Below are 25061 nucleotides of genomic sequence, written 5' to 3'. Positions count from 1 at the left end.
AAGGTGTAAGATTTGGCCCTAAGCCCTATACCTCACACCTTTAACTTTATAATGGGATATTGCCGTGTTTTTTTCTAGGGTTGTTCACCACTTTGTTCTCCAACATTTTAAAGGCTTTGATCAGCTTGATACGCGTTTGCGACGGCTCTATCACTTCATCAACAAATCCACGCTCTGCAGCACGGTAAGGATTGGCGAAAATATCAGAGTATAGTTTTTCTTTTTCCAACCATTTCTCTTGTGGATCTTCGGCAGAAGTAATTTCCTTTTTAAAGATGATTTCTGCTGCACCTTTGGCTCCCATTACCGCAATTTCGGCAGTTGGCCAAGCATAGTTCATGTCGGCGCCGATATGTTTAGAGTTCATTACATCATAAGCACCTCCGTAAGCCTTACGGGTAATTACGGTGATGCGTGGTACCGTGGCTTCACTAAATGCATATAACAACTTGGCGCCGTTGGTAATGATGCCATTCCATTCTTGGTCCGTTCCTGGTAAAAATCCAGGTACATCTTCTAAAACCAATAACGGAATATTGAAACAATCGCAGAAACGGACAAAACGTGCAGCTTTGGTTGAAGAGTTGCTATCCAATACTCCCGCCAAATAAGCAGGCTGATTGGCTACAATACCCAAACTTCTGCCTGCCAAGCGGGCAAAACCAACCACCATGTTCTCTGCATAATCTTTGTGTACCTCTAAAAAGGTATCGGTATCGGCAATTGCCGAGATTACATCACGAATGTCATAAGGCTGGGTGGCATTTTGAGGTAAGAGCTCGTTTAATTCTGGACGACTTTCGTCTCCCATCTCATAAGGTAAACTTGTTGGTGTTTCCTCACAGTTTTGAGGCATGTAGCTCAATAGTTTTTTTACATGGCCAATCGCTTCCAATTCATTGGCACAAGCAAAATGTGTAACTCCAGATTTGGTAGCATGGGTAACAGCTCCACCTAATTCTTCAGAACTTACCTCTTCATGGGTAACTGTTTTCACCACGTTTGGTCCGGTTACAAACATGTAAGAAGTATTTTCGACCATTAAAATAAAGTCGGTAATGGCAGGAGAATATACCGCACCACCTGCACACGGGCCCATAATGGCCGAAAGTTGAGGGATAACACCCGAAGCTTGTACGTTGCGATAAAAGATATCGGCATAACCACCCAAAGAAACTACACCTTCTTGGATACGGGCACCACCACTATCATTTAAACCAATAATTGGAGCGCCATTTTTGGTGGCCATTTCCATGATCTTACAGATTTTTTCGGCATGAGTTTCTGAGAGCGAACCACCAAAAACGGTAAAATCTTGAGAGAAAACATAAGTTAATCTTCCGTTAATTGTACCATAACCAGTAATTACACCGTCCCCAAGATATTTTTCGCGCTCCATTCCGAAATCGGTGCTGCGGTGTGTAACCAACATGCCGATTTCTTCAAAACTGCCTTCATCCATCAAAAAGTGGATACGTTCGCGGGCAGTGAGCTTGCCTTTTTTATGTTGACTATCTATCCTGGCCTGTCCACCGCCAAGGTGTGCCTTTTGTATTTTATCCTGTAAGATTTCTATCTTATTCTTCATTGTATTTTATGTCTTTGATAAATAGCTTAACTTTTATTTCTTTTTAATGATTTTACTATAAAAAATGCCACTACCGTAAAAATCAGACCCAAACCTATGGGTAAAAACCATGGCCCCAATCCTTCGGCTTTACCTGCAGCCACTTTTAAGGTAACTGTAATGATCAGCAAAAATAAGATACCGATAGCAAACTTCAGGTAACGAAGCATCTTTGTTGCATTGGTGTATTGTACTAAGGCATTTTGAGGGGTGATGTTGGTGGGATAGTTAAAGAGATGTGGATAATTATTGAGCACGGTAAGCAGCACAAAAATAAAGGTACCTATTATTGGCAGCGTAAAGATTTCTTTTTTATCTACATATCCATCTACAACACCCGCTGCATTGAAATGACTGGCAATGGTAGGGGGTAGTTGCGTATAGTTAAAAAGTACCACTAACCACAAAAGAGCTAGCGAAAACCAGCTCAGGGCCTCAACGGTTCGGTCAAAAGGACGGAGTGCGATTTTAATTCTTGGTCTTTTCTCCATGGGCTAAACGCAATAACCTAAATTTTGAGCAATTTTAAAAATAATATTACCAACGGTATTGCAAACGGGTGGTAAATACATTGTCTTTTAAATCACTTTGGTAGGCAGATAAGGCTGTGCCATCATTTACCACATGTTCATTATAAACGGTTAGTTTTAACCTGCTGTTTAACGAGCAGGTAAGGCCATAACCTAAAGTACTATATTTGATATCGCCTGCCGTGGTATTGCTCCCAGCCAGACCAATGCTACTTTCGCTGATGTCGGTATTTGGATCATACACATCATAAGCTGCCAAAATCGTAAACCTGCTTTTGGCAATCTGCTGGGTAAGCCAGAAGTAGTAGCCATTAAAATGTCGGAGATAAAGATTGGTGAGTGGCTGTGTGGCAAAACTTTGACTGGCATAAGGACCTGCGATACTTGCAGAATTGGCTACTCCAGGTTGTGTACCTTCAACATATTCGGTTTTAAAAGTGGTTGTACCGAAACTATTGTCGTATTGTAATTGTAGGTTGGCACCGAAATATTCGCGATTGAGATTTTTTCCAATATTCTCAGTGCTTACATTAGTGGTAAAACCTCCACTTTTTTCCTCAAAATAGGTATCAGTATTGCTACGCACCGTGCCTTTGTAAATGGAACCTCCAAAACCAACATGGAATTTTTTATTTGCCAAACTGTCAAATTTGAAGTTTAAGTTGGCAACAACATCTTTTTTGGAGTCGTAATCTCTTGCTGATAGGCCGCTTCCGTTAACTACTGCCAGATCGGCAATTAAGAATTTTGCAATTTTCTTAGGATGAAAAGTGACCATGGCGCCCAAATCCCGCTCCCGAGGCATTAAGGTCTGAAATACCCTAGCTCTCTCAGGAAAATCCCTATAACCAGAAGAATAAATGATGGAATAACCAAAAGGACGGTTAAACAAACCTGCTGTGAACAAAAAATCGTTTACACTTGGTGCATGTAGCTGTATAAAGGCATCCATAAGGTTAACGCCATTCTGGGTGGCATCAATCTGAAAAACGATACTTGAATATTTATCAACCCTGTCAATTTTTAGCCTACCTCTTCGGATCATGAAACGACTGTCGCTATTTGAGGTGAAATCTCCTCCAGAAAAAGAGGTTATCCCTGCAGATTGTGCTTTTTGAAATTGGGTTTGCAGATAGCCAGTGATCTTTATGTCATGAATGTCATAGGAAGATGGCGCATTGTTATTCTGTGCAAACCCTAAAAATGGGCAAAAGAGAAGAAATAAAACAAGATTTTTTTTCATCAAGGTCAACTTTTGTTTCGAGGGGTGAAATTACGGTTATTACCTTGTTAATCCTTATAAATTTCTTTTTTTTAACTACCCGCTTGCAGTATGGTTTTGTAAAAATCTCGATTTAAATTACAAAATAATTACGATTTTATTTGTCAGTTTAGCGGTTTTGGAACTATTTTTGAAGAAATCATGGAAATTTAAAAGATTTATGTTTTTAAGAAAATACCGTATACTTATAGTAATTGCCTTTATGGGCATCTTTACTGCAAAGATGGTAATTTCTGGTGCGCCTGTATTTTTTGCTCATTTAGACAAGGGTTTAATGAACTCTGTGATTATGCAGCTTGAAGTAGAAAATCATGGAGATGATGCAGGCACAAAAGGCAATGTCAAATTTGCCGATCATAAATTAATGTTTCATCGTTATGATTTAACTTATGTACCTGTAGTGATAGACTATGGGGTTACCAATAGTTTTATAGATCATTTTCGGAGATATGTAGAATCCTTATCATCCACAAGTTCCAACACCGCCGCCTAACCTTTCTTAGTTTTTATTTTATTGCCTTAATGGTGCAGAATATCTGCATGCGGTAATATCATGTCTTAGAAATTATAAAATTTAACGCAAAGTGTCATGGAAAATAAAAATTCGACCTCTTCTAGGTTCGAAGTGAAAAAATATATATTAAAAAAGAATTTAAAACGCGATCTGCCATCAAGTGTGGTTGTGTTTTTGGTAGCATTGCCTTTATGTTTAGGTATTGCATTGGCCTCTGGTGCACCTCTGTTTGCTGGGTTGATTGCCGGTATCGTAGGTGGTATCGTAGTGGGTTTTGTAAGTGGGTCGCAATTAAGTGTAAGTGGTCCTGCTGCAGGATTAACCGTTATTGTTTTGGGCGGAATTGCCCAATTGGGTAGTTATCAAATCTTTTTGCTTGCTTTGGTTTTGGCAGGTGTTTTTCAATTGGTGCTCGGCCTGATCAAGGCCGGCACTATTGGGAATTACTTTCCATCAAGTGTAATCGAAGGGATGTTGGCTGCTATTGGTTTGATCCTTATCTTAAAACAGTTACCTCATGCTTTAGGTGTAGATAGCGATTTTTTGGGCGATGAAGAGTTCTTCCAGGGAGATAAGGAAAACACCTTTTCAGCTATTGGCAATGCATTGAACCACTTTAGCTTAGGTGCTATTGTAATCAGTGTCTTATCTGTATTGATCTTGGTGTTTTGGCCAAGAATCAAAAAAAGTAAACGTGGTGCCTGCACCATTGTTAGTTGTTGTTTTAGGGGTAGTTTTAAGTTTGGTTTTTCAACAAACAAACTATGCATTAAAAGCACAACAGATGGTAAGCATTCCAGTTGTAAATGGCTGGGGAGAATTTTTAGGCTTGTTTAGTACTCCAGATTTTTCTGCCATTGGTAATAAAGAAGTTTGGATTGTAGCAGGAACAATTGCTATCGTAGCGAGTTTAGAAACGCTTTTGGGAGTAGAGGCTGTTGATAAAATAGACCCTATCAAACGTGTTACGCCAACAAATAGAGAACTATTGGCACAAGGTGTCGGAAATATCACCAGCGGTATGTTGGGTGGTTTGCCAATGACATCAGTTATTGTACGAAGCTCTGCCAACGTAAACTCAGGTGCAAGAACAAAAATGTCGTCTATCTTACATGGTGGTTGGCTGTTGTTGTCATTGTTATTGATCCTGGCATCATCAACATGATTCCATTGGCCTGTTTGGCAGCAATCCTTTTGGTGACTGGATATAAGTTGACCAGAATTTCTCTGTTCAAACACATGTACCATAAAGGTTGGGACCAATTTTTGCCTTTCGTAATTACAGTAGTTGCTGTAGTATTTACCGATTTGTTAAAAGGGGTAGCGGTAGGAATGTTGTTCTCTATATTTTATTTGTTGCGTACCAATATGCGTAATCCTTACTTCTATAAAATACAAGAAGAAGGAAATAAAAAGAATATCAGAATCAAACTGGCAGAAGAGGTGTCTTTCTTAAATAAGGCAGCTATTCAGGTTTTATTAACTGGAATACCAAACGAAACAAATGTAATTATTGATGGTTCAAATTCGAGGTATATAGATCCGACGTATTGGAAACCATATTTAATTACAAGCATAATGCTTATACTAAAGGCATTATCGTAACTTTAGAGCACATTAGAAGTCAGTATACTGTGCCTAAATTAAACACAAATATTGTAGAAGAAATTAAAAATTAAGAATAATGAAGGCACATACTTTAGAAACACAAACGACAATTACCCCTGAAAAAGCATTTGAAATACTAAAAGAAGGTAATCAAAGATTTGTACAAAATTTAAAAGCCAATAGAGACTTACTCGCCCAAGTAAACGATACCAGGGCAGGACAATGGCCATTTGCCGTAATATTAAGCTGCATAGACAGTCGCACTTCTGCCGAATTGATCTTTGATCAAGGATTGGGAGATGTTTTTAGCGTGAGAATTGCTGGGAATTTTGTAAACCAAGATATTTTGGGTTCTATGGAATTTGGCTGTAACGTTGCAGGATCAAAATTAATTGTTGTTTTAGGGCATTCAAAATGCGGTGCTTTAAAAGGAGGATTAGACGCTGCTGCCATCCGAGAGACAGGAATGGAAAACCTTAGTCATTTAGTAGATCATTTTAATCCAATTATTGATGAAATTATTACTGATGGAGAAGAACGTTCGTCTAAAAACAGTGATTTGTTGGAAAGATTGAATTTACAAAATGTAAAACAAACCATTAAGGATATCCGTAACCAAAGTGCTACGTTAAACCAAATGGAAAAAGATGGAAAAATAAAAATAGTAGGTGCCAATTATGATGTAGAAACTGGTATTGTAAGCTGGCTATAATATTTTAATGCCATTAAAAAAGTCTCAACAATTTGTTGAGACTTTTTTTTGACCTAATTTTTCATTAGCAAATTAGCGCATGCACTAATTAATTACTCTGCTAAGAACGGATATCTATAATCCTTCGGTGAATCGAAAGTTTCTTTAATGGTACGTGGAGAAACCCAACGCAACAAATTGATCATCGATCCTGCTTTATCGTTTGTACCACTTCCTCTGGCGCCACCAAAAGGTTGCTGACCAACTACGGCCCCGGTACATTTATCATTGATATAGAAATTACCAGCAGCGTTACGTAAACGTTGTGTCGCTTTTTCGATCGCATAACGGTCTTGTCCGATAACAGCACCTGTTAAAGCGTAAATGCTAGTGGTATCTATAATATCTAGTGTCTTCTCGAAATCTTTATCTTCGTATACAAAAATAGTTAAAACTGGTCCGAATAATTCTTCACACATCGTGGTGTACTTAGGGTCGTCAACCACCAAAACAGTAGGTTCAATAAAATAACCCTTACTATTGTCGTAGTTTCCACCAGCAATGATCTCTACACCTTTGTCTTTTTTGGCCGCATCAATATACTTGGCTAAGCTATTGAAAGATTTTTCGTCAATCACAGCGTTGATAAAGTTGCTGAAGTCTTCGGTTGGACCCATTTTAAAGGTAGCCAAGTCGCGCAGCATAAATTCTTTGATCTGTGGCCAAACACTTTTGGCAATATATACCCTTGAGGCAGCAGAACATTTTTGACCTTGATATTCAAATGCACCTCTGATAATAGCAGTGCTAGAAACTTCTGGATCTGCAGAACCATGGATCAAGATAAAATCTTTACCGCCAGTTTCGCCTACAATGCGAGGATAGGTTTTAAATTTATGGATATTGTTTCCAATCGTTTTCCAGATATCCTGGAACACGCCTGTTGAACCTGTAAAGTGGATACCAGCAAAATCTGGGTGAGAGAAGATCACATCTCCAGCATCTGGACCCGAGGCGTAAACTAAATTGATCACACCATCAGGTAATCCTGCTTCACGGAAGATCTGCATCAACACATTAGCTGCGAAAATCTGTGTGTTTGCAGGTTTCCAAACCACTACATTACCCATCATGGCTACAGAAGTTGGTAAGTTACCAGCAATTGCCGTAAAGTTGAATGGCGTTAATGCAAAAACAAACCCCTCTAATGGACGTTGTTCTACCCTGTTCCAACTGCCACGTGGAGATACAGGTGGTTGTTGTTTGTAGATTTCAGACATGTAGCTTACATTAAAGCGCAAAAAGTCAATCAACTCACAAGCCGAATCGATCTCAGCCTGATAAGCATTTTTGCTTTGCCCCAACATGGTAGCTGCATTTAATTTATAACGATAAGGTCCAGCAATCAGGTCTGCTGCTTTTAAGAAAATAGCAGCACGATGTTCCCATGCCAAGTTTTCCCAATCTGCTTTTGCGGCCAAAGCTGCGTCAATAGCTTGGCTCACATGATTTTTATTCCCTTTACTGTAGTTGGCCAATACATGTTGATGATCATGAGGAGGAGTAACCTTACCTGTTTGTTCGGTGTAAACTTCTTCACCACCGATATACATTGGTATGTCGATTACTTTAGAGCGGGCATCAGCCAATGCCGCTTTTAATAATTCGCGTTCTTTACTTCCTGGAGCATAACCCAAAATGGGCTCGTTAACAGGTGCTGGTACGTTAAAAAATCCTTTAAGCATAAATTAAATTCTTGTTTCTACAAAGATAGGTTTTTTGTTTTTAGGCAAATCTATTTAATTGTCAGAAAAAGATGTAAAATATTTGCATTATTAACACTGTTAATTATATTTGCATTGTTATTATTTATCATGGGAATAAAAGAGAGAAAAGAAAAGCATAAAGAAGAACTCAAACTGAAGATTTTGGATTCGGCAAAAAGCTTGTTTTTAAAGCAGGGATATGAAGCAACATCGCTAAGGAAGATTGCAGAACAGGTAGAGATCAGTCCTACGACCATTTATCTCTATTATAAGGATAAAAGTGATATCATCTATGCTTTGCACCAAGAGGGATTTAAATTGCTGGGGGCTCAGTTTTTGGTATTGCAGCAGGTGGAAGACCCATTTGAAAGGTTAAAAGCTATGGGTCGTATCTATATGAGCTTTGCTTTAGAAAACCCTGATTTTTATGAACTTATGTTCATTATGAAAGAACCTTTGGATTTTGTGACTAAACACTGTGGTAGTGAGTGGGAAGAAGGAGAATATGCATTTACGGCTTTGGTAAATACTGTGGCAGACTGTAAAAGTGTTGGCTATTTTAAACAAGTAGAAGTCAATAACATGGCTTTGAACATCTGGGCGATCATGCATGGCTTGTGTAGTTTGAAATTGCAGGGGCATTTAGACCATGTAGCAAGTGCACATTTAACGGTTCCAGAAAATAGCACCATCCTTGATGAAGCATTTGACAGCTTAATTCTGATTTTAAAAAGTTTAAGATAATTTTATGTTAACACTGTTAATAAATAAAATAAAAATGGGTTTGGTACTGCTTGCCTTACTCGCTTTAAGTTTTAATGTAAAGGCACAGGACCTGATTGATGGATATATCAAAGAAGCGTTTAAAAACAACATCGTACTTCAACAAAAAAACATTTCTTTAGAGAAGGCACAATATGCCCTTAAAACTGCAAAAAGTTTATTCCTGCCAACGGTTGCTTTTCAAGGAGGTTATCAAACTGCAGATGGCGGACGTAACATTCCTTTGCCATTGGGCGATTTGCTTAACCCAATTTACAGTACGTTGAACCAGATGACGGCTACCAATAAATTTCCAATGTTGGAAAATCAGAGCATCGATTTTTTGCCAAAGAACTTTTACGATGCCAAGATCAGGACAACCATGCCGATCATCAATGCTGACTTGACTTATAACAAACGGATCAACGAACAACAGTTGGTATTGCAGGAAACAGAAATCCTGATCTACAAAAGAGACTTGGTTAAGAACATCAAAGTTGCCTATTACAATTATTTAAATGCATTACAATCGGTAGAGATTTATAAATCTGGGCTACAATTGGCCAATGAAGGTCTTCGTGTGAATACGAAGTTGTTAGAGGGCGGAAAGGGTTTGCCAGCTTATGTGCTGCGTTCGAGAAGTGAAGTTGAAAACATCAATGCACAACTGGTATCTGCCGAACAACAGGTGGTCAATGCGCAACTCTATTTTAACTTTTTGTTGAATAGAAATGGTGATGAAAAAATCGATTCGGATAAAGGGCAAATAGATTTAAATACCGTTGAGGGATTGGTGGTCAACATGCCATCATCAAATAGTAGGGAGGAACTTAAACAATTAGACCAGGTTATTGCCATCAACAAAAATGTGTTAAAGATGAACAATCGTTTTGCTGTACCTAAACTCGGTGCTTTTTTTGATCTGGGTTCGCAATCAGAAGGCTTTAAATTCAACAATAACTCTCGTTATTATATGTTAGGTCTTCAATTAGACATTCCGATCTTTACAGGAAACCGAAATACATTCAAGATCAAACAAACTGTTTTGGATGTTAAAAATGCCGAACTGAATGCAGATCTGGTTGCCCAACAATTGAACCTGACCAAAAGAACGGCACAGAACAACTTAAAGTCTGCTTATCAAAATTATCAGTCTTCCCTCAAACAATTTGAAGCGGCATCAAGCTACCAGAGGTTGATTGACAAAGGCTACAATGCTGGTGCAAACTCGTTTATCGAAACCATTGATGCAAGAAACCAATTGACTTCAGCACAACTTTTTACAAATATCAGCAGATATAGATTATTGTCGGCCCTTGCCGAATTAGAACGTGAAACCGCAACCTATCAAATCAATTAGACCATGAAGATGAAAATAGCTTATCCAACATTGCTGCTTGCCACTTTATTTTTAGGGGCATGTAGTCAACATAAAAAAGACCAGGACACCATTGCCAATCAGGATGTTATTCCAGTAAAGATCTTGCCTTTAAAAGTAGAGGATGTAAACAATTCAATTGCGGTATCTGGGCAGTTTACCACCAATGACGAAACATTGCTTTCGTTCAAAAATGGCGGTGTCATCAACAAGATCTATGTAAAAGAAGGCGATGTGATACAACAGGGGCAACTATTGGCCAAAGTAAATGGAACTGAAATAACAGCTCAGGTTCAACAGGTTACCTTAGCTTATCAAAAAGCAGAGCGCGATTACAATAGAGCAAGTAAGCTCTATAAAGATAGTGTGGCTACATTAGAGCAGATGCAGAATGCAAAAACTGCTTTTCAAGTAGCAAAAGAGCAATTGGATGCGGCCAAATTTAACCAAAACTATGCAGAGATCAGGGCAACAAGTAGCGGGTATGTACTTAAGAAATTGGCTAGTGATGGACAGATTGTTGGACCAGGAACGCCAGTTTTACAGATCAATGGGGCTAAACAAAATAAGTGGGTATTGAAAGTTGGTTTAAGCGATAGACAATGGGCCACATTGAAGGTTAATGACAGGGCTACAATTACAACTGATGCCTTGCCAAATCAAAATCTTTCGGCAAAAGTTACACGCAAATCAGAAGGAATTGATCCGCAAAGTGGAACATTTGCTGTAGAACTTACACTTGATGAGCCAAAAATTAAGGGTTTGGCCACAGGCCTTTTTGGTAAAGCGACCATCATCCCTACCAAAAGCAGTAGCGGATATACCATCCCTTACGATGCTTTATTGGATGGTGGCGAAAATGAAGGATTTGTTTTTGTTACCAATGACAATAAAACGGCCCAAAAAGTTAAGGTGCAGTTAGGTGCTATTCAAAATGACAAGATCAACGTAATTGGAGGCCTAGAAAATGCAACGGCCCTCATTGTTTCGGGAAGTGCTTATCTAACAGATGGTTCGAAAATCAAGGTCTTAAAGTAAAATAGAATTCTACTTTTCTATCATTAGCTCATATTTCAATGTTTACCTCTCCAATCTAATTACATGAAGATTTCTGAATATGCTGTAAAAAATTACCAGTTTACCCTGATCATGGTGCTCATGGTCTTGGCACTGGGTATGACTACTATTTTTAATATGCCACGTGCCGAAGACCCGGACATGAATGCACCCAATTTTCCGGTGGTGGTGGTTTACCCTGGGGCCAGTCCAAAAGATATGGAAGAATTGGTGGTAAAACCATTAGAGAAAAGGATCTATGGCTTGGACAACATCAAATCTATTAAAACCACCATTAGAGATGGTCTGGCTGTCATTTTTATCGAGTATAAGTACAATGTTAATGTCGACGATAAATACCAAGAACTGGTAAGAGAGGTCAATAGTGAAAGAGCAAATCTACCCCAAGAGATCTACAGCATGGAGGTACAGAAGATTTCACCTTCTGATGTGAATGTCCTACAAATCGCTTTGATTTCTGAAAATGCATCGCGAGATAAATTAAAAAGCAAGGCTGAAGACCTGCAAAGTGCCCTAGAAAAAATCCCAGCCCTGAAAAACGTAGAGATTGTTGGTCTGCCAGACCAATTGGTTAGGGTAGATTTAAATCTGGAGAAACTGGCCCAACTTCATATACCCATCAATTTTATTGCCAGTGCCATCCAGAGCGAAGTGGCAAATATCCCAGGGGGAAGTGTCAATGCAGGCAATAAGTCTTTTAACATTAAGACCAGTGGCAATTACCAAGACATCGATGAAATCAGGAATACCATCGTGTTTAGTGGCAATGGCAAAAACACGGCCTTAAAAGATGTAGCCAATGTATATTTCGACTATTCGCAAGAAAAAGACATTACCCGTTTAAATGGCCATCGATGTGTATTTGTGGTAGCTGCCCAAAAATCTGGTGGCAATATTACCAAGGCACAAGAGGCCTATCTACCAGTAATCAACAACTTTAAGAAAACCTTGCCCAGCAATATCGACCAACAACTGATGTTTGATCAGGCCGAGAATGTAAATACCCGTTTAGGAGGCTTGGGTACTGACTTTTTGATTGCCATCCTATTGGTAATGGTTACCCTCTTGCCTTTGGGTACAAGAGCATCCCTGGTAGTGATGGTTTCGATCCACTTTCTTTGGCCATTGGTATTGTGCTGATCAATGCACTGGGCTTTAGCTTAAACCAGCTCAGTATAGTGGGTTTGGTAGTGTCTTTAGGCTTACTCGTAGATGATAGTATTGTAGTAGTTGAGAATATTGAAAGGTGGATGCGCGATGGGCATAGCCGATTAGATGCCACGCTTAAGGCAACCAAGCAGATCGGCATGGCGGTAATGGGCTGTACGGCAACACTTGTGATTGCTTTTATGCCGCTGATGTTTATGCCAGAAGCTTCAGGCGAGTTTATCAGAAGTCTGCCTATTGCGGTAATCTGCTCTGTTATTGCCTCTATGTTGGTGGCATTAACCGTTGTTCCATTTTTATCGAGCAAAATCTTAAAACCACACAGTGATGTAAACGGAAATATATTTTTAAGAACGTTGCAAAAAATCATCCATGGTTCTTATGCCAAATTATTAGATAAGGCCTTGGCAAAACCTGTGCTTACCATTTTCATCGCTTTAGGGATTTTTGTAGGTTCTATTGCGCTTATTCCAGTAATTGGTTTCAGTTTATTTCCTGCCTCAGAAAAACCACAGTTTTTGGTCAATATCTCAACGCCTTTACAATCCAACTTAAATTATACCGATACCATAACTAGACAGATTGAGCAGGAGCTGAAAAAGATACCCGAAGTAAAATATTTTGCCGCCAACGTGGGTAAAGGCAATCCAAGGGACTATTACAATGTGCTTCCCCAAAACGAAAGAACAGATTTTGCCGAGCTTTTTGTATTGTTGCAACCTGATGTAAGAGCAGATCGTAAGGTAGAAATCATTGAACAATTGCGCAAAAAATGGACACCTTATCCTGGTGCAAAAGTAGAAGTGAAGGATTTTGAGCAAGGACAGCCGATCATATCTCCGGTTGAAGTCCGTTTATTGGGCGATAACCTAGATACCCTACGAAATCTGGCGGGTAGGATAGAAAATATGCTCTTAAATACCAAGGGGACTATCTATGTCAACAACCCACTCAAAAATCTCAAATCAGATATCAAGGTCGATATCAATAAAGAGAAGGCCCAAGCATTGGGAATCCCTACGGTAAACATAGACCGTACGGTAAGAATGGCCGTAGCTGGACTGGAGATAGGAAAGTTCATCAATCCTAAATCAAATGGCGATGATTACAGTATTTTGCTGACCACCAAGCGTCCATCTTACCCAGATCTCACCGTCTTCAATAATTTATACATCAACAATAACCAAGGTTTGGCGGTGCCTTTATTGCAAGTGGCTTCGTTAAAGCTAGAAACATCCCCTTTAAGTATCAATCACCATAACAAAACCAGAACCATATCTGTAAATGCTTTTGTGCAAAAAGGCTTTTTAAATGATAAAGTGATCAAAGATGTAGTTGGACAAATGGATAAATTCAAACTGCCAGCTGGTTACAGTTACGAAATGGGTGGCGAGATAGAAAGCAGAAACCAATCTTTTGGTGGTTTTGGCAGTATTCTTTTGGTTACACTGTTTATGTTCATCGCAGTGTTGGTGTTAGAGTTTAAGACCTTTAAAAGCACCTTGATCGTACTGTCGGTAATCCCTTTGGGTATTGTGGGCGCTGTATTGGCCTTATTGGTAACAGGAAACTCACTTTCTTTTGTAGCTACCATCGGTATTGTTGCCTTGGCCGGTATAGAAGTAAAGAACACGATTTTGTTGGTAGATTTTACCAACCAGTTACGTGCCGAAGGCAAGCCCTTAAACGATGCCATTGAAGAAGCTGGAGAAATCAGGTTTTTACCGATCATCTTAACCACTTTTACGGCCATCGGCGGACTATTGCCCATCGCACTTTCCAGTAACCCTTTAATTTCACCTTTGGCCATTGTAATGATTGGCGGATTGATCAGTTCAACCTTGTTGTCGAGGATCGTTACTCCAGTTGTTTATAAATTAATGCCACCAAAAGTAGAGGTCGAGCCACAAGAGTAGCAGAAAGGAATAAGGCAAGCATGGCTTTTAAATTAAAATAATCCTTATTTTTGAAGTCTAACATGTTTAAATACTTACGCCTATTACTGTTGCCTTTTTCTTTAATCTATGGTTTGGTGATCCTGATCAGGAATAAACTGTACGATTGGAAGGTATTAAAATCGACAAAATTTGATTTGCCGGTGATCTGTGTGGGTAATCTGGTGGTAGGTGGTTCTGGTAAAACGCCTACAACCGAATACTTGGTTAGGCTTTTATCCGATTATAAAATCGCTATTTTGAGTCGTGGTTACGGTCGTAAGACCAAAGGATTTATATTGGCAGACGAAAATGCGACAGCGGTAACCATAGGTGATGAGCCTATGCAATACCACCAAAAGTTTCCAAACGTCACTGTTGCGGTCTGTGAAGATAGAGTAAAGGGAATCAACATGCTCAAAGCGGGTCATGATGTGGTCTTGTTGGATGATGCCTATCAGCATAGGGCTGTAAAACCTGGGTTTTCCATTCTGCTTTTCGAATTTGAGAAACTCAAACACCTGCAGTTGTTATTACCTGCAGGTAATTTAAGAGAGCCATTTTCAAATTACAACCGTGCAAATGCGGTATTGATCACCAAAAGTCCTAATCCTGTAAATATTGTTGACCAGATTGAAATTAGGCGCAAAATTGATCTTGAATTGGATCAACGACTTTCTTTCTCTTCGATCAAATATGGAGATTTGGTCCATTTATTTAACAAACAAACAAAAGAGACCATCAGTGCTGATGAAATATTTGTGCTTACTGGAATTGCAAATCCAGAGCCCCTGCTTCAATATCTGAATCAGTTTTCTCCAAATATCCATAGCTTTGAGCATCCTGACCATCACGATTTTAGTGAACAAGATGTCAAAGTGCTTCTTAAGGCCTTTCATGCACATCCTGCCAAAGAAAAAATTATAATTACAACAGAAAAGGATAGCCAACGTTTATTAGGTGATAATTTAAAAGATTTACTGTTAAATTTGCCGATATACTATTTGCCGATAGCAATTGAATTGGCGACGAAAGATAAAATTACCTTTGATCAAAATATATTAGACTATGTTGCAAACACTAAGAGAATCCGTTGAATACCTTAAACGTAAAATAGGTGATTTCGAACCAGAAGTAGGTATTGTATTGGGCACCGGTTTAGGGGGCTTGGTAAAGGACATTGAGGTGTCTCATAGTATCATGTATTCAAGTATCCCAAATTTTCCAATCTCTACCTTAGAGTTTCATTCAGGTAAATTGATCTTTGGATTGCTTAAGGGTAAAAAAGTGGTGGCTATGCAGGGCAGGTTGCATTATTACGAAGGCTATTCGATGCAACAGATCACCTTTCCAATAAGAGTTTTAAAGGCATTGGGCATTCAACATTTATTTGTTTCTAATGCTGCAGGTTCATTAAATCCAGAATTTAAGAAGGGTGATTTGATCATCATTAAAGACCACATCAATTTACAACCAGAAAGTCCACTTAGAGGAATTAATGATTCAGATCTTGGTCCTCGTTTTCCTGATATGAGCAGGCCTTACCACCATCAATTGATTGCCGAAGGATTAAAAATTGCAAAGGCAGAAAATATTACCTGTCACCAAGGCGTTTATGTTTCGGTAACGGGCCCAAATTTAGAAACTAAAGCAGAATATAAATATTTACGTATCATTGGTGGCGATGCCGTTGGGATGAGTACAGTTCCAGAGGTAATTGTAGCCAACCATATGGGATTACCGGTCTTCGCGATTTCTGTATTGACAGATGAAGGATTTCCGGAAGATCTACAACCTTTTGATTTGGAAGAGATTTTAGAAACTGCAGCACATGCCGAGCCAAAAATGACACTTATACTTAGCAAGCTTATCTCGACCTTATAATGCAAAAACTGATAAAATTCATTCTTTTTTGTGGTTTATTTTTGGGCATGTCCAATGCCTATGGGCAAGATCTGAAAACGAATATCAATGCCAATAAAAAAGAACAGGATTCTTTAAGGAAGCAATTGGATGGAGAAAAAGATTCGCTGGTATATACCTCTAAATTTATCCGTTATACTACGCTGAAGTTAGCCAAAGACAGTACTCAGACCCGCCCAATTGATACAGGTTTGGTTGGGATACAAAACTTTAGTGTGCTAAACCAACCCCGTAGGCCTACCGTTGGAACTGGTGTTTTAGGCTTGGCCGCCATGCCCTTGTTGTTTGAACCTAGCAAAAGCATTGGCTTTGACGCAGGTTTTCATGCCCTCGATTTTTATGTGTTAAACCAGGAGGATGTTAAATTTTACAGGGCAAGGTCTCCGTTTTCGAGTATATATTACGTAAATGGTGGAGAAAAAGAACAGGTTTTAAAACTGCTCCATACCCAGAACATTAAAAGGAACTGGAATTTTGGCGCTACCTATGATCGGATTGGAGCCAATGGATTTTATGCCCACCAAAGAGGGGATCATCTAAGTGCATCGATCTTCACCTGGTACGAATCGCCTAACAAACGCTATAATTTATGGGCCGATGCCATTTTTAATACGCTTAAAGCCCAAGAGAATGGATCAATCCTGAATGGTAATATATTTTCGAAGGACAATGTTGGCTTGGTAGATAAAGTAGCCGAACCCATACGGTTATTGTCGGCTAAGCAGTTATGGAGAAAAAACTCCTTTTTGCTGAAACAAAGTTATTTTGTGGGAAGGATAGATAGCACAGGCATAAACAATACGCAGAATATTTTACCAACCAACAAGATTACCCATACCTTAACCTATACCAAAAGCCAATATTCTTTTAAAAAGGACGAAGAAGATAAATATGGTGTTTTTCCAAATCGGATTGGCAACAGTAAAACACCAGTAGATCTGGTTTTTACCAACGACTCGACAAGTGTTAAACATTTACAAAACGAGTTTGTCTATAGTTTCTTTTTAAGGGCGAAAGGCAATTCGGTGATCAAAAACGAATTGAAGATCGATGCAGGGATACGTCACGATTTTTATCAATATGCCCAGTCGGGGATTTTAAGAGACAAGAGTTTTTTTTATAACCGTACCACATCCTTTCAGAATATTTCCTTATTGGGCGCATTAGGTTATCGTTTTAGCAATAGGATCGATCTAAATTTGGATGTGCAACAGATATTTCAGGGCAACAATACAGGCGACTTTTTGTACGAAGCAAAAAGTAACATCTTGCTTAGTAACAAGGCTGGTAGGATTGCTTTGGGTGCTTATATCCAAAACAAATCTCCAGAAGAGATTTATACCAGATACTATGGTAATTATTTCCAATGGGATTACCGGGGTACTAATAAATTTGATCGGACCAAAACTGCCAATCTATCGTTTAATTACATTAACGATTTTCTGCAACTCGATGCTGCCGTTAATTATTACCTGATTACAGATTATCTTTATTTTAATCAGGATGGCGAAAATGGTATACTTCCAAAACAACAAAACGGAGATATCAACCTGTTGAAACTAAGTGTTGGTAAAAAATTCGAGTTTAGGGGAATCCATCTAGATGCGTATGTGGTTTACCAAAAAACAGACCACGGAGATCTATTAAGAACACCAGAAATTTATACATTTAACAGTATCTACAAAGACTGGACACTATTTAAGGTGTTGAAAACACAAGTAGGTTTTGATGTAAGGTACAATACTTCTTATGTAGCTGCGGGATATTCGCCATCGGTGAGCCAGTTTTATAACATGACCAAAGGAGAAACCTTCGGGTCAAAGCCAGTAGTTGATGTCTGGTTAAAAGCAGGTTTAAGAAGGGCAAATCTGTTTCTTAAATATGATTATGCCAACCAAGGTTTGTTTAGCAAAGGTTATTACACCGTTAACAGGTATCCAATGCCAGATCGTTTGTTAAAGTTTGGTGTGACCTGGAATTTTTACGATTAGTTCATTGTCTTCTGCGGAATCAGACTGACAAAATTGTTGGTTCAATAGCTCATTAGGCATTGGTTTTTCAAACTTTTCCCCTTTCTCTATTTAGGATGAGCTTTGGGTATCAATACTTTTTAGCCTTGAAGCTCAAAATCCATAACTTTCCCATCTTCACTAAAAACTGCCAAAAAAAACTATGAACTGGAAACTGTCAACTAAAAACTGTGAACTAAAAACTAGGTCTTCTGAGGTTTCTTCTTGGCTGCAGGAAATAACACATTGTTTAAGATCAATCGATAACCTGCCGAATTTGGATGCAGGCTTAGGTCGGTAGGAGGGTCGCTCACTTGGTGTTGATAATCTTCAGGGTCGTGTCCTCCATAAAAAGTAAACTGTCCTTTGCCTATTTCACCATGTAGGTAACGCACTTCACCACCTCCTTTGTTCTCTCCTAAAACAGTGATGTTAGGTTTAACCAAATTTTTTCTAAAGGCTGTAGTCTGTCCCATAAAGCCCTTAATTACCTTGTCATGGTCTTGGGTAAGCATGGTTGGTACCAGATCCCATTTGGCAGAAAAATCAAACAATGTAAAATAATCATTGCTTTGATTGAAGGCTCTTCCTTGGGTAACATCGATATCAGAAAATTCGTATTTTTCAGGATTCATATCGATTTTAAAATCCTTGAATGCCAATGTTTTGCTGTAGTCAATCTTGGCTTGTGCATTGGCATCGGTACCATCCCCATCAAACATACTTTCGGCAATATCTACACCTTCGGCAGCGAGTGCAATGTCAAAACTATCTGTACCAGAACACATCGCAAATAAAAATCCACCGCCAGCACAGAACTCCTTGATTCTTTTAGCTACGGCAAGTTTCATTTCACTTACCTTTTTAAAACCATTCCTTTTGGCAGCATCTTCTTGGTATTTTACATCATCGCGGTACCAGGTAGAAGTTCTAAAAGAAGCCCAAAATCGGCCATATTGCCCAGTAAAATCTTCATGGTGCAGGTGTAACCAATCATAGCCCGATAATTTGTCTTTCAATACCTCATCATCATAGATCAGGTCGTAAGGAATTTCTGCATAGGTAAGTACCAACGTTACGGCATCATCCCAAGGAAGTTTGCTTTTTGGAGAGTAAACGGCAATTTTAGGTGTTTTTTCGAGCTTAACCATCTCCATATTCACATCAGGATTGTTGATTTCGTTTAAAATGGCAGTCACTTTCCCATCAGCCAGTACCTCATAAGATATGCCCCTGATCTTACATTCATCCTCTACATTTTTAGCATATTTGATCAAAAAACTTCCCCCACGGTAATTAAGTAGCCAATCTACTTCACCTTGCTGTTTGATACTCCAATAGGCAAGACCATAAGCCTTTAAATGGTTTTTTTGTCCTTCGTCCATAAAAATGAGTATGGAAGAGGCTTTTGCAAGCGACGACAATAAGATGAACAGTAGTAAAAGGCTGTTTTTTTTCAGAATCATGATGAATTACCTAATGCGAATGTAAATTTTTTACTGTCTAATTTAAAATTATTGTGCTCTTAAAACGTTAAAATACAATATTTGATATAGAATTAAATTTCTTAACAGTATTTATACAGTAATCTCATTGCTAATCGTTTCTATTTGCTAAATTTGGCGCTCACAAAAAATACTATGAGTAAAGCAATAATTAAAACCGAGAAAGGTAACATGACTGTTGAGTTTTATGATAATGATGCTCCAAAGGCTGTTGCCAATTTTAAAAAATTAGCTGGTGAAGGCTTTTATGATGGTGTAACCTTTCACCGCGTAATTCCTAACTTTATGGTTCAAGGCGGTTGCCCAAACTCTAAAGATCCTGCAAAAGCACATTTGGCGGGTACAGGTGGCCCAGGTTATAAAATTGATTGTGAATTGGATGGAGAAAACCAATATCATGATCGTGGTGTTTTATCTATGGCACATGCCGGTAGAAATACTGGTGGTTCTCAGTTTTTCATCTGCCACAGCAGAGCCAACACCGCACACTTAGATCGTAACCACACTTGCTTTGGCAAGGTTATTGACAATGTTGATCTTGTTGACGACATTAGACAAGGGGATAAGATCTTGACAATAGAAGTTTTAGAAGATTAATTAAAGTGTGGGTACTTTGTATTGAAAAACCAACAATACAGCTTACTCATTACGCAATACAAACAACATATGAATTTAAGAGGAATTGTAGCCGTATCAGGCAGACCAGGATTGTTTAAGCTAGTGGGCCAAAATAAAGCTGGTTATGTTTTAGAAAGTTTAGATGCACAAAAATTAAAGATTGTAGCTAGCGTTTCAACTACCAAGTTAGCTTCTTTAGAAGATATTACGATCTATGGAGAAGATGAGGAATTAAAATTGATTGATGTTTTAGCGAATATTGACAAGGCTAAAGCAAATGTTCCAGATTCAAAAACTGATGGTGGTATCTTGAAAAAATTCTTTCTTGAGGTAGCTCCTGGTCATGATCAAGAAAAGGTTTACACTTCTGATATGAAGAAGATATTAAGCTGGTACCAGATCTTAAAAGACCTGCCTTTATTTACCGAGCCTGCACCAGGCGAGCAAGAAGAGCAAGCAGGAGTTAAAGTTGAAGAAAAAGTAGACGTGAAGCCTAAAGCGGCTCCAAAAGCTAAACCTTCTAATGCTAAAGCCCCAACTGCAAAAACATCAGCGCCAGCAAAAAAGGCGAATATGACAAGTAAAAAAGGAGTTTAATCTTCTACAACATAAAAAAAGAGCCGCAATATTGTGGCTCTTTTTTTATGCCCTAAATTTTGGGTATCAGTTGATCAGGTACCATAAAACCATTAAGATGATCAAGGTTACGATAATGGCAATGTTCATGTATTTTCTTTCTTTAGAAGTATCAGTTCTAAACCTATACTTTCTTTTATAATCGCTTGGTAACATAGTTTTACTCCTTTAATAAATGATGAAAAATAGGACACAATTCCATAAATTTTCTACGCATGGTGGTAAGGTTCGTTCTTTAAGATACTAAATGCACGATAAAGCTGTTCCACAAAAAACAAACGCACCATCTGATGGGAAAATGTCATGTCTGAAAGCGAAAGGCTACTATTTGACCTTTTATAGATGCTTTCGTCAAAACCATAAGGCCCACCAATGATAAAAACCAAATGCTGTACACTTCCAATCATTTGTTTGTTCAGATAATCTGCAAAAGATACAGAACTATGCTTCTTTCCTTTTTCGTCCAATAGCACAACAACATCTGTTGGGTTGATTTGTTTGGCAATCAACTCGGCCTCTTTGCTTTTCTGTTGGGCTTCGGTCAGGTTTTTTGTGTTTTTAATATCCGGAATGATCAGGATATTAAAGTTGATGTAATGCTTTAACCTGTTCAGGTATTTGTCTATCCCTTCAATTAAATATTTGTCTTCTGTTTTGCCTACAGCAATGAGTGTTATTTTCATCCGTTAATCCTAATGGCATTTTCTATCTTTATGCCCTCAACACTTCAAATATAATGTTAAAAACCCAAGAAGAAATCAAAACCAGGTACGAACTTTTAATTCAGGACCTTAACATCGAGATTGCCAAGGTTAAAATCAAGATTGACAGGTTTTCCTTTATTCGGGTAGCCTTGTTGATTGCCGAAATATTCGTATTTGTCTCTTTTGTAAAGGCAGATAACGATTTGGTCACATTGATCGGTGGCATTTGTCTGATCATTCCGATTGCTGTTTTTGTGATTGTAGTGAAGAAGCAAAATCTGTTAGAAAAAACAGGAAGTTACCTCAGAAATTTGTTGTGGGTGTATCAGAATGAAGTAAACCTGATCAATGGTCTTGAAAATGGATATGACCATGGCACCACCTTTGAAGACGAAAACCATCCTTATTTGGCAGATCTGGATATTTTCGGAAAGTCATCTTTATTTGCTTTGATCAACAGGTGCAGCACCAAAAATGGGATTGAATCTTTGTCAAAGAATTTTATAGAGCCCAATAGCAAAACAGAGATCTTAGCCAGACAAGAGGCAATTAAGGAAGTTACCACCCATATTGATCGTACTTTTGAGTTCAGGGCCAATTTAAAAGGCCATGACGTAAGTAAGATCGAACAGATCAAAGAGAAATTAAAAGGTAGATTGGCAGATCAGCTCAAATTTACACATCAACGCTTCTTAAGGGCTTATGTTAAGGTTTTGCCATTAGTGATCAGCTTGTTGTTTCTTGCGGCCCTTATTTTTGGAGGCAAGTTATGGGGTGTTCTAACATTGGTTGCGTTGATCAACGCAACGATTATATTTTTCCTCACCAAAAAGATCGATCAGATCTATTACGGTTTTAGTGGCAGTTCAGCTTTGCTGAGCGACTATGCCACAGCCATCAAATGGACAGAGGATAGGGCATGGAAAAGTGCATACATCTTAGGATTGTTCGAGTCTGATGACAAAGTGAGCGGACAGATCAAAAAACTGTCGAAGATGATCCAGGCATTTGATGCAAGGTTGAACATCTTGTTAAGTGCGGTGTTGAACTTCTTTTTGTTATGGGACTTGAGCTGTTGTATCAAACTGGATAAATGGCACCAATCAGCTTCAAAAAAAGTAGAAAACGGTTTAAATAGTATCGGCAGGTTTGAAGAACTGATTTCTTTGGCTACCTTAAATTACAACCATCCCAATTGGATCTTCCCAAAAATTGAAGACCAGTTTTTCTTGTCTACAACAGCGTTGGGCCATCCATTGATCAAAGCACAACATAGGATAAACAATGACTTCCATTTTGCCAAAGCACCAACTGTTGATATCATCACTGGCTCTAACATGGCAGGAAAAAGTACTTTTTTAAGAACCTTGGGTATCAATATGGTTTTGGCCTATGCCGGCGCTCCTGTCTGTGCTGCGCAAATGGAACTGTCGATCTTTAAGACTTTGACTTACATGCGGATCAAAGATTCGTTAAATGAAAGTACCTCAACCTTTAAGGCCGAACTGAACCGATTGAAGATGATTCTCGAAAATGTCGCAATCCATCAAAATGCATTTGTACTGATTGATGAGATGTTGAGGGGTACCAATAGTAAGGATAAGTTCTTGGGTTCAAAAGCATTTATCGAAAAACTGATCACTGTAGGTACACCTACCTTGTTTGCTACGCACGACCTTCAATTGTCTGAACTGAAAGCGGTTCATGAAACAACTGTTCGGAATTATCATTTTGATATTCAGATTGATGGAGGAGAAATGAATTTCGATTACAAGATCAAACAAGGCCCTTGTACTACCTTTAATGCCGCTATCCTGTTAAAAGAAATTGGCCTCTCTGTTGATTAATTGTTTAGTCAATGTAAATGATAGCAGTGGCTTAACATAAAGTTCACACTTCTTTTTCATTTTGTGAATTAAATTTTAAAATGAGAGCTGCAGATTTTGGCGCCGACTTTTTGTGGGGAGTTGCAACAGCAGCTGCACAGATAGAAGGTGCGGCTACCACACATGGCAAAGGTCCTTCGATTTGGGATACTTTTGCCAAACGCACAGGAAAGGTTAAAAAAGGCCATCATCCAGAAATTGCCTGTAATTTCTATCAGCAATATAAGGAAGATATTGCCTTGGTCAAGATCTTAGGCTTTAAGGTTTTTCGCTTTTCTATCGCTTGGTCGCGCATTTTGCCATTGGGTAAAGGTAAGGTAAATGAAGAGGGCATCAGGTTTTACCACAATGTGATTGACGAATGTTTGGCAAATGGGATCATTCCTTATGTTACCCTATACCATTGGGACTTGCCCGAAGAGCTGGCTAAAAACGGAGGTTGGACTTCTTATAGCATCAACGCTGATTTTAATGAGTTTGTGATGTTATGTGCCAAAAGTTATGGACATAAGGTTAAAAACTGGATTGTGATCAACGAACCATTTGGCTTTACTTCTTTGGGCTACATGTTGGGTGTACATGCGCCTGGAGAAACAGGCCTGACCAATTTTTTTTCGGCAGTACAACATGCAACCATTGCACAGGCAGATGGGGGTAGGATCTTAAGGTCGGAGATAGCCAATGCCAATATTGGTACAACTTTCTCTTGTTCGGAGGTCATTCCCTACACCCAAAACTCCGCCGATCTATTGGCCGCTAAACGTGTAGACTGTTTAATGAACCGTTTATTTATTGAGCCAGCCTTAGGGATGGGCTTTCCTACTGCAGATTGGGATGTATTAGAGAAATTTACGGTGAGCTATTCTGCTTGGCGCCATAAAGAAAGAATGACCTTCGATTTTGATTTCATAGGTCTGCAGAACTATTTCCCATTGGTCATTAAATTCAATGCCTTTATCCCTGTGATCCAAGCTTGGGAAGTAAAAGCCAAAAACAGGAAAAAAGCACACACGGCCATGGGCTGGGAAATTAATGCGGATAGTTTTTATAACATCATCAAGCAATTTGCCGCCTACCCGAATATCAAAAATATCATGATCACCGAAAATGGTGCTGCCTTTAATGATAAACTGATCGATAATTATGTGCAGGATAATGAACGGATCGATTATTTCTCCTCTTACCTTAAAGCCATGCTGAAAGCGAAAAATGAAGGAATCAACATTACTGGTTACATGGCCTGGACCTTAATGGATAATTTTGAATGGGCCGAGGGCTATCAAGCGCGTTTTGGTTTGGTGTACACCGATTTTAAGACCCAACAACGGATCATCAAAGACTCTGGATATTGGTGGAAGAATTTTTTGGAACAAGAGTAGGTAGAGTTAACTTTCTTAAATCAAATCCCGTTTAAAGGAGAACTAAAAAGTTAAGAGATTTTTTA

19 protein-coding genes and 2 pseudogenes are annotated in these 25061 nt (G+C 38.7%); 14 read left to right on the top strand and 7 right to left on the bottom strand.

The window, feature by feature from the left end; all coding sequences use genetic code 11:
- Positions 1-46: 46 nt before the first annotated feature.
- From ACFJIZ_RS11680 to ACFJIZ_RS11670, 3 genes are read right to left on the bottom strand one after another with little or no spacing between them, the layout of a single operon-like run.
- Positions 47-1588 (bottom strand): acyl-CoA carboxylase subunit beta, encoded by a 1542-nt coding sequence (locus ACFJIZ_RS11680; RefSeq protein ID WP_379084013.1) that lies wholly within the window; start codon positions 1586-1588, stop codon positions 47-49.
- Positions 1589-1614: 26 nt separating this feature from the next.
- Positions 1615-2118 carry a DUF1648 domain-containing protein gene (locus ACFJIZ_RS11675; protein ID WP_379084010.1) on the bottom strand — a complete coding sequence of 168 codons (504 nt, stop codon included), beginning with the start codon at positions 2116-2118 and terminating at the stop codon, positions 1615-1617.
- A 46-nt stretch (positions 2119-2164) separates the two neighbouring features.
- Positions 2165-3400: a porin gene (locus tag ACFJIZ_RS11670; protein WP_379084007.1), complete on the bottom strand. Its 1236-nt coding sequence runs from the start codon at positions 3398-3400 to the stop codon at positions 2165-2167.
- A gap of 199 nt (positions 3401-3599) precedes the next feature.
- On the opposite strand from ACFJIZ_RS11670, the gene ACFJIZ_RS11665 reads away from it, so the two are divergent.
- The 3 genes and pseudogenes from ACFJIZ_RS11665 (at position 3600) to ACFJIZ_RS11655 (ending at position 6273) form a co-directional block, all read left to right on the top strand.
- On the top strand, positions 3600-3932 hold the full coding sequence (locus ACFJIZ_RS11665; protein ID WP_379084004.1) for a hypothetical protein: 333 nt from the start codon (positions 3600-3602) through the stop codon (positions 3930-3932).
- Positions 3933-4028: 96 nt separating this feature from the next.
- A pseudogene (locus ACFJIZ_RS11660) lies at positions 4029-5632 on the top strand (SulP family inorganic anion transporter).
- 5 nt (positions 5633-5637) lie between these two features.
- Entirely contained in the window at positions 5638-6273 is a 636-nt protein-coding gene (locus ACFJIZ_RS11655) for a carbonic anhydrase (protein WP_379084001.1), read from the top strand.
- A 92-nt stretch (positions 6274-6365) separates the two neighbouring features.
- Here ACFJIZ_RS11655 and pruA read toward each other — a convergent pair whose 3' ends face one another.
- A complete protein-coding gene (gene pruA, locus ACFJIZ_RS11650) occupies positions 6366-7997 on the bottom strand; it encodes an L-glutamate gamma-semialdehyde dehydrogenase (RefSeq protein ID WP_379083998.1) in 1632 nt (543 codons plus the stop codon).
- Positions 7998-8126: 129 nt separating this feature from the next.
- Between pruA and ACFJIZ_RS11645 the strand changes: the two genes are divergently transcribed.
- The 7 genes and pseudogenes from ACFJIZ_RS11645 to ACFJIZ_RS11615 all read left to right on the top strand — a co-directional run bounded on the left by ACFJIZ_RS11645 (position 8127) and on the right by ACFJIZ_RS11615 (position 18250).
- Complete coding sequence (locus ACFJIZ_RS11645; protein WP_379083995.1) at positions 8127-8762, top strand: TetR/AcrR family transcriptional regulator; 636 nt, start codon at positions 8127-8129, stop codon at positions 8760-8762.
- A 34-nt stretch (positions 8763-8796) separates the two neighbouring features.
- Positions 8797-10140 carry a TolC family protein gene (locus ACFJIZ_RS11640; RefSeq protein WP_379083992.1) on the top strand — a complete coding sequence of 448 codons (1344 nt, stop codon included), beginning with the start codon at positions 8797-8799 and terminating at the stop codon, positions 10138-10140.
- A gap of 3 nt (positions 10141-10143) precedes the next feature.
- Positions 10144-11196 carry an efflux RND transporter periplasmic adaptor subunit gene (locus tag ACFJIZ_RS11635; RefSeq protein ID WP_379083989.1) on the top strand — a complete coding sequence of 351 codons (1053 nt, stop codon included), beginning with the start codon at positions 10144-10146 and terminating at the stop codon, positions 11194-11196.
- A 63-nt stretch (positions 11197-11259) separates the two neighbouring features.
- Positions 11260-14318: pseudogene (locus ACFJIZ_RS11630) on the top strand (efflux RND transporter permease subunit).
- A gap of 62 nt (positions 14319-14380) precedes the next feature.
- The gene (gene lpxK / locus ACFJIZ_RS11625) at positions 14381-15433 is read left to right on the top strand and encodes a tetraacyldisaccharide 4'-kinase (RefSeq protein WP_379083987.1); all 1053 of its coding nucleotides are present in this window, start codon (positions 14381-14383) and stop codon (positions 15431-15433) included.
- Positions 15405-16220, top strand: coding sequence for a purine-nucleoside phosphorylase (locus ACFJIZ_RS11620; RefSeq protein ID WP_379083984.1), 816 nt, complete (start codon positions 15405-15407; stop codon positions 16218-16220). Before lpxK ends, ACFJIZ_RS11620 begins: the two co-directional genes overlap by 29 nt.
- The gene (locus tag ACFJIZ_RS11615; RefSeq protein WP_379083981.1) at positions 16220-18250 is read left to right on the top strand and encodes a putative porin; all 2031 of its coding nucleotides are present in this window, start codon (positions 16220-16222) and stop codon (positions 18248-18250) included. The genes ACFJIZ_RS11620 and ACFJIZ_RS11615 overlap by 1 nt, the downstream gene beginning before the upstream one ends.
- Positions 18251-18471: 221 nt before the next feature.
- Here ACFJIZ_RS11615 and ACFJIZ_RS11610 read toward each other — a convergent pair whose 3' ends face one another.
- A complete protein-coding gene (locus ACFJIZ_RS11610) occupies positions 18472-19734 on the bottom strand; it encodes an asparagine synthetase B (RefSeq protein WP_379083978.1) in 1263 nt (420 codons plus the stop codon).
- Between the two features lie 174 nt (positions 19735-19908).
- On the opposite strand from ACFJIZ_RS11610, the gene ACFJIZ_RS11605 reads away from it, so the two are divergent.
- Together ACFJIZ_RS11605 and ACFJIZ_RS11600 are read left to right on the top strand one after the other, a co-directional pair.
- Complete coding sequence (locus tag ACFJIZ_RS11605; RefSeq protein ID WP_379083975.1) at positions 19909-20370, top strand: peptidylprolyl isomerase; 462 nt, start codon at positions 19909-19911, stop codon at positions 20368-20370.
- 21 nt (positions 20371-20391) lie between these two features.
- Positions 20392-20988: a DUF5606 domain-containing protein gene (locus ACFJIZ_RS11600; RefSeq protein ID WP_379083972.1), complete on the top strand. Its 597-nt coding sequence runs from the start codon at positions 20392-20394 to the stop codon at positions 20986-20988.
- Between the two features lie 66 nt (positions 20989-21054).
- Here ACFJIZ_RS11600 and ACFJIZ_RS11595 read toward each other — a convergent pair whose 3' ends face one another.
- Together ACFJIZ_RS11595 and rlmH are read right to left on the bottom strand one after the other, a co-directional pair.
- Positions 21055-21183: a hypothetical protein gene (locus tag ACFJIZ_RS11595; RefSeq protein WP_379083969.1), complete on the bottom strand. Its 129-nt coding sequence runs from the start codon at positions 21181-21183 to the stop codon at positions 21055-21057.
- A 53-nt stretch (positions 21184-21236) separates the two neighbouring features.
- Positions 21237-21710 (bottom strand): 23S rRNA (pseudouridine(1915)-N(3))-methyltransferase RlmH, encoded by a 474-nt coding sequence (gene rlmH, locus ACFJIZ_RS11590; RefSeq protein WP_379083966.1) that lies wholly within the window; start codon positions 21708-21710, stop codon positions 21237-21239.
- Between the two features lie 53 nt (positions 21711-21763).
- Between rlmH and ACFJIZ_RS11585 the strand changes: the two genes are divergently transcribed.
- Together ACFJIZ_RS11585 and ACFJIZ_RS11580 are read left to right on the top strand one after the other, a co-directional pair.
- Complete coding sequence (locus ACFJIZ_RS11585; RefSeq protein WP_379083963.1) at positions 21764-23578, top strand: DNA mismatch repair protein MutS; 1815 nt, start codon at positions 21764-21766, stop codon at positions 23576-23578.
- A gap of 80 nt (positions 23579-23658) precedes the next feature.
- Positions 23659-24996, top strand: a complete 1338-nt coding sequence (locus tag ACFJIZ_RS11580; protein WP_379083960.1) for a GH1 family beta-glucosidase — start codon at positions 23659-23661, stop codon at positions 24994-24996.
- Positions 24997-25061 lie beyond the last annotated feature (65 nt).

The organism is Pedobacter sp. UC225_65 (assembly GCF_042698365.1).
Taxonomy (GTDB): domain Bacteria; phylum Bacteroidota; class Bacteroidia; order Sphingobacteriales; family Sphingobacteriaceae; genus Pedobacter.
Note: the sequence above shows the minus strand (reverse complement) of the source record. Positions and strands in the feature narration are given on the sequence as shown.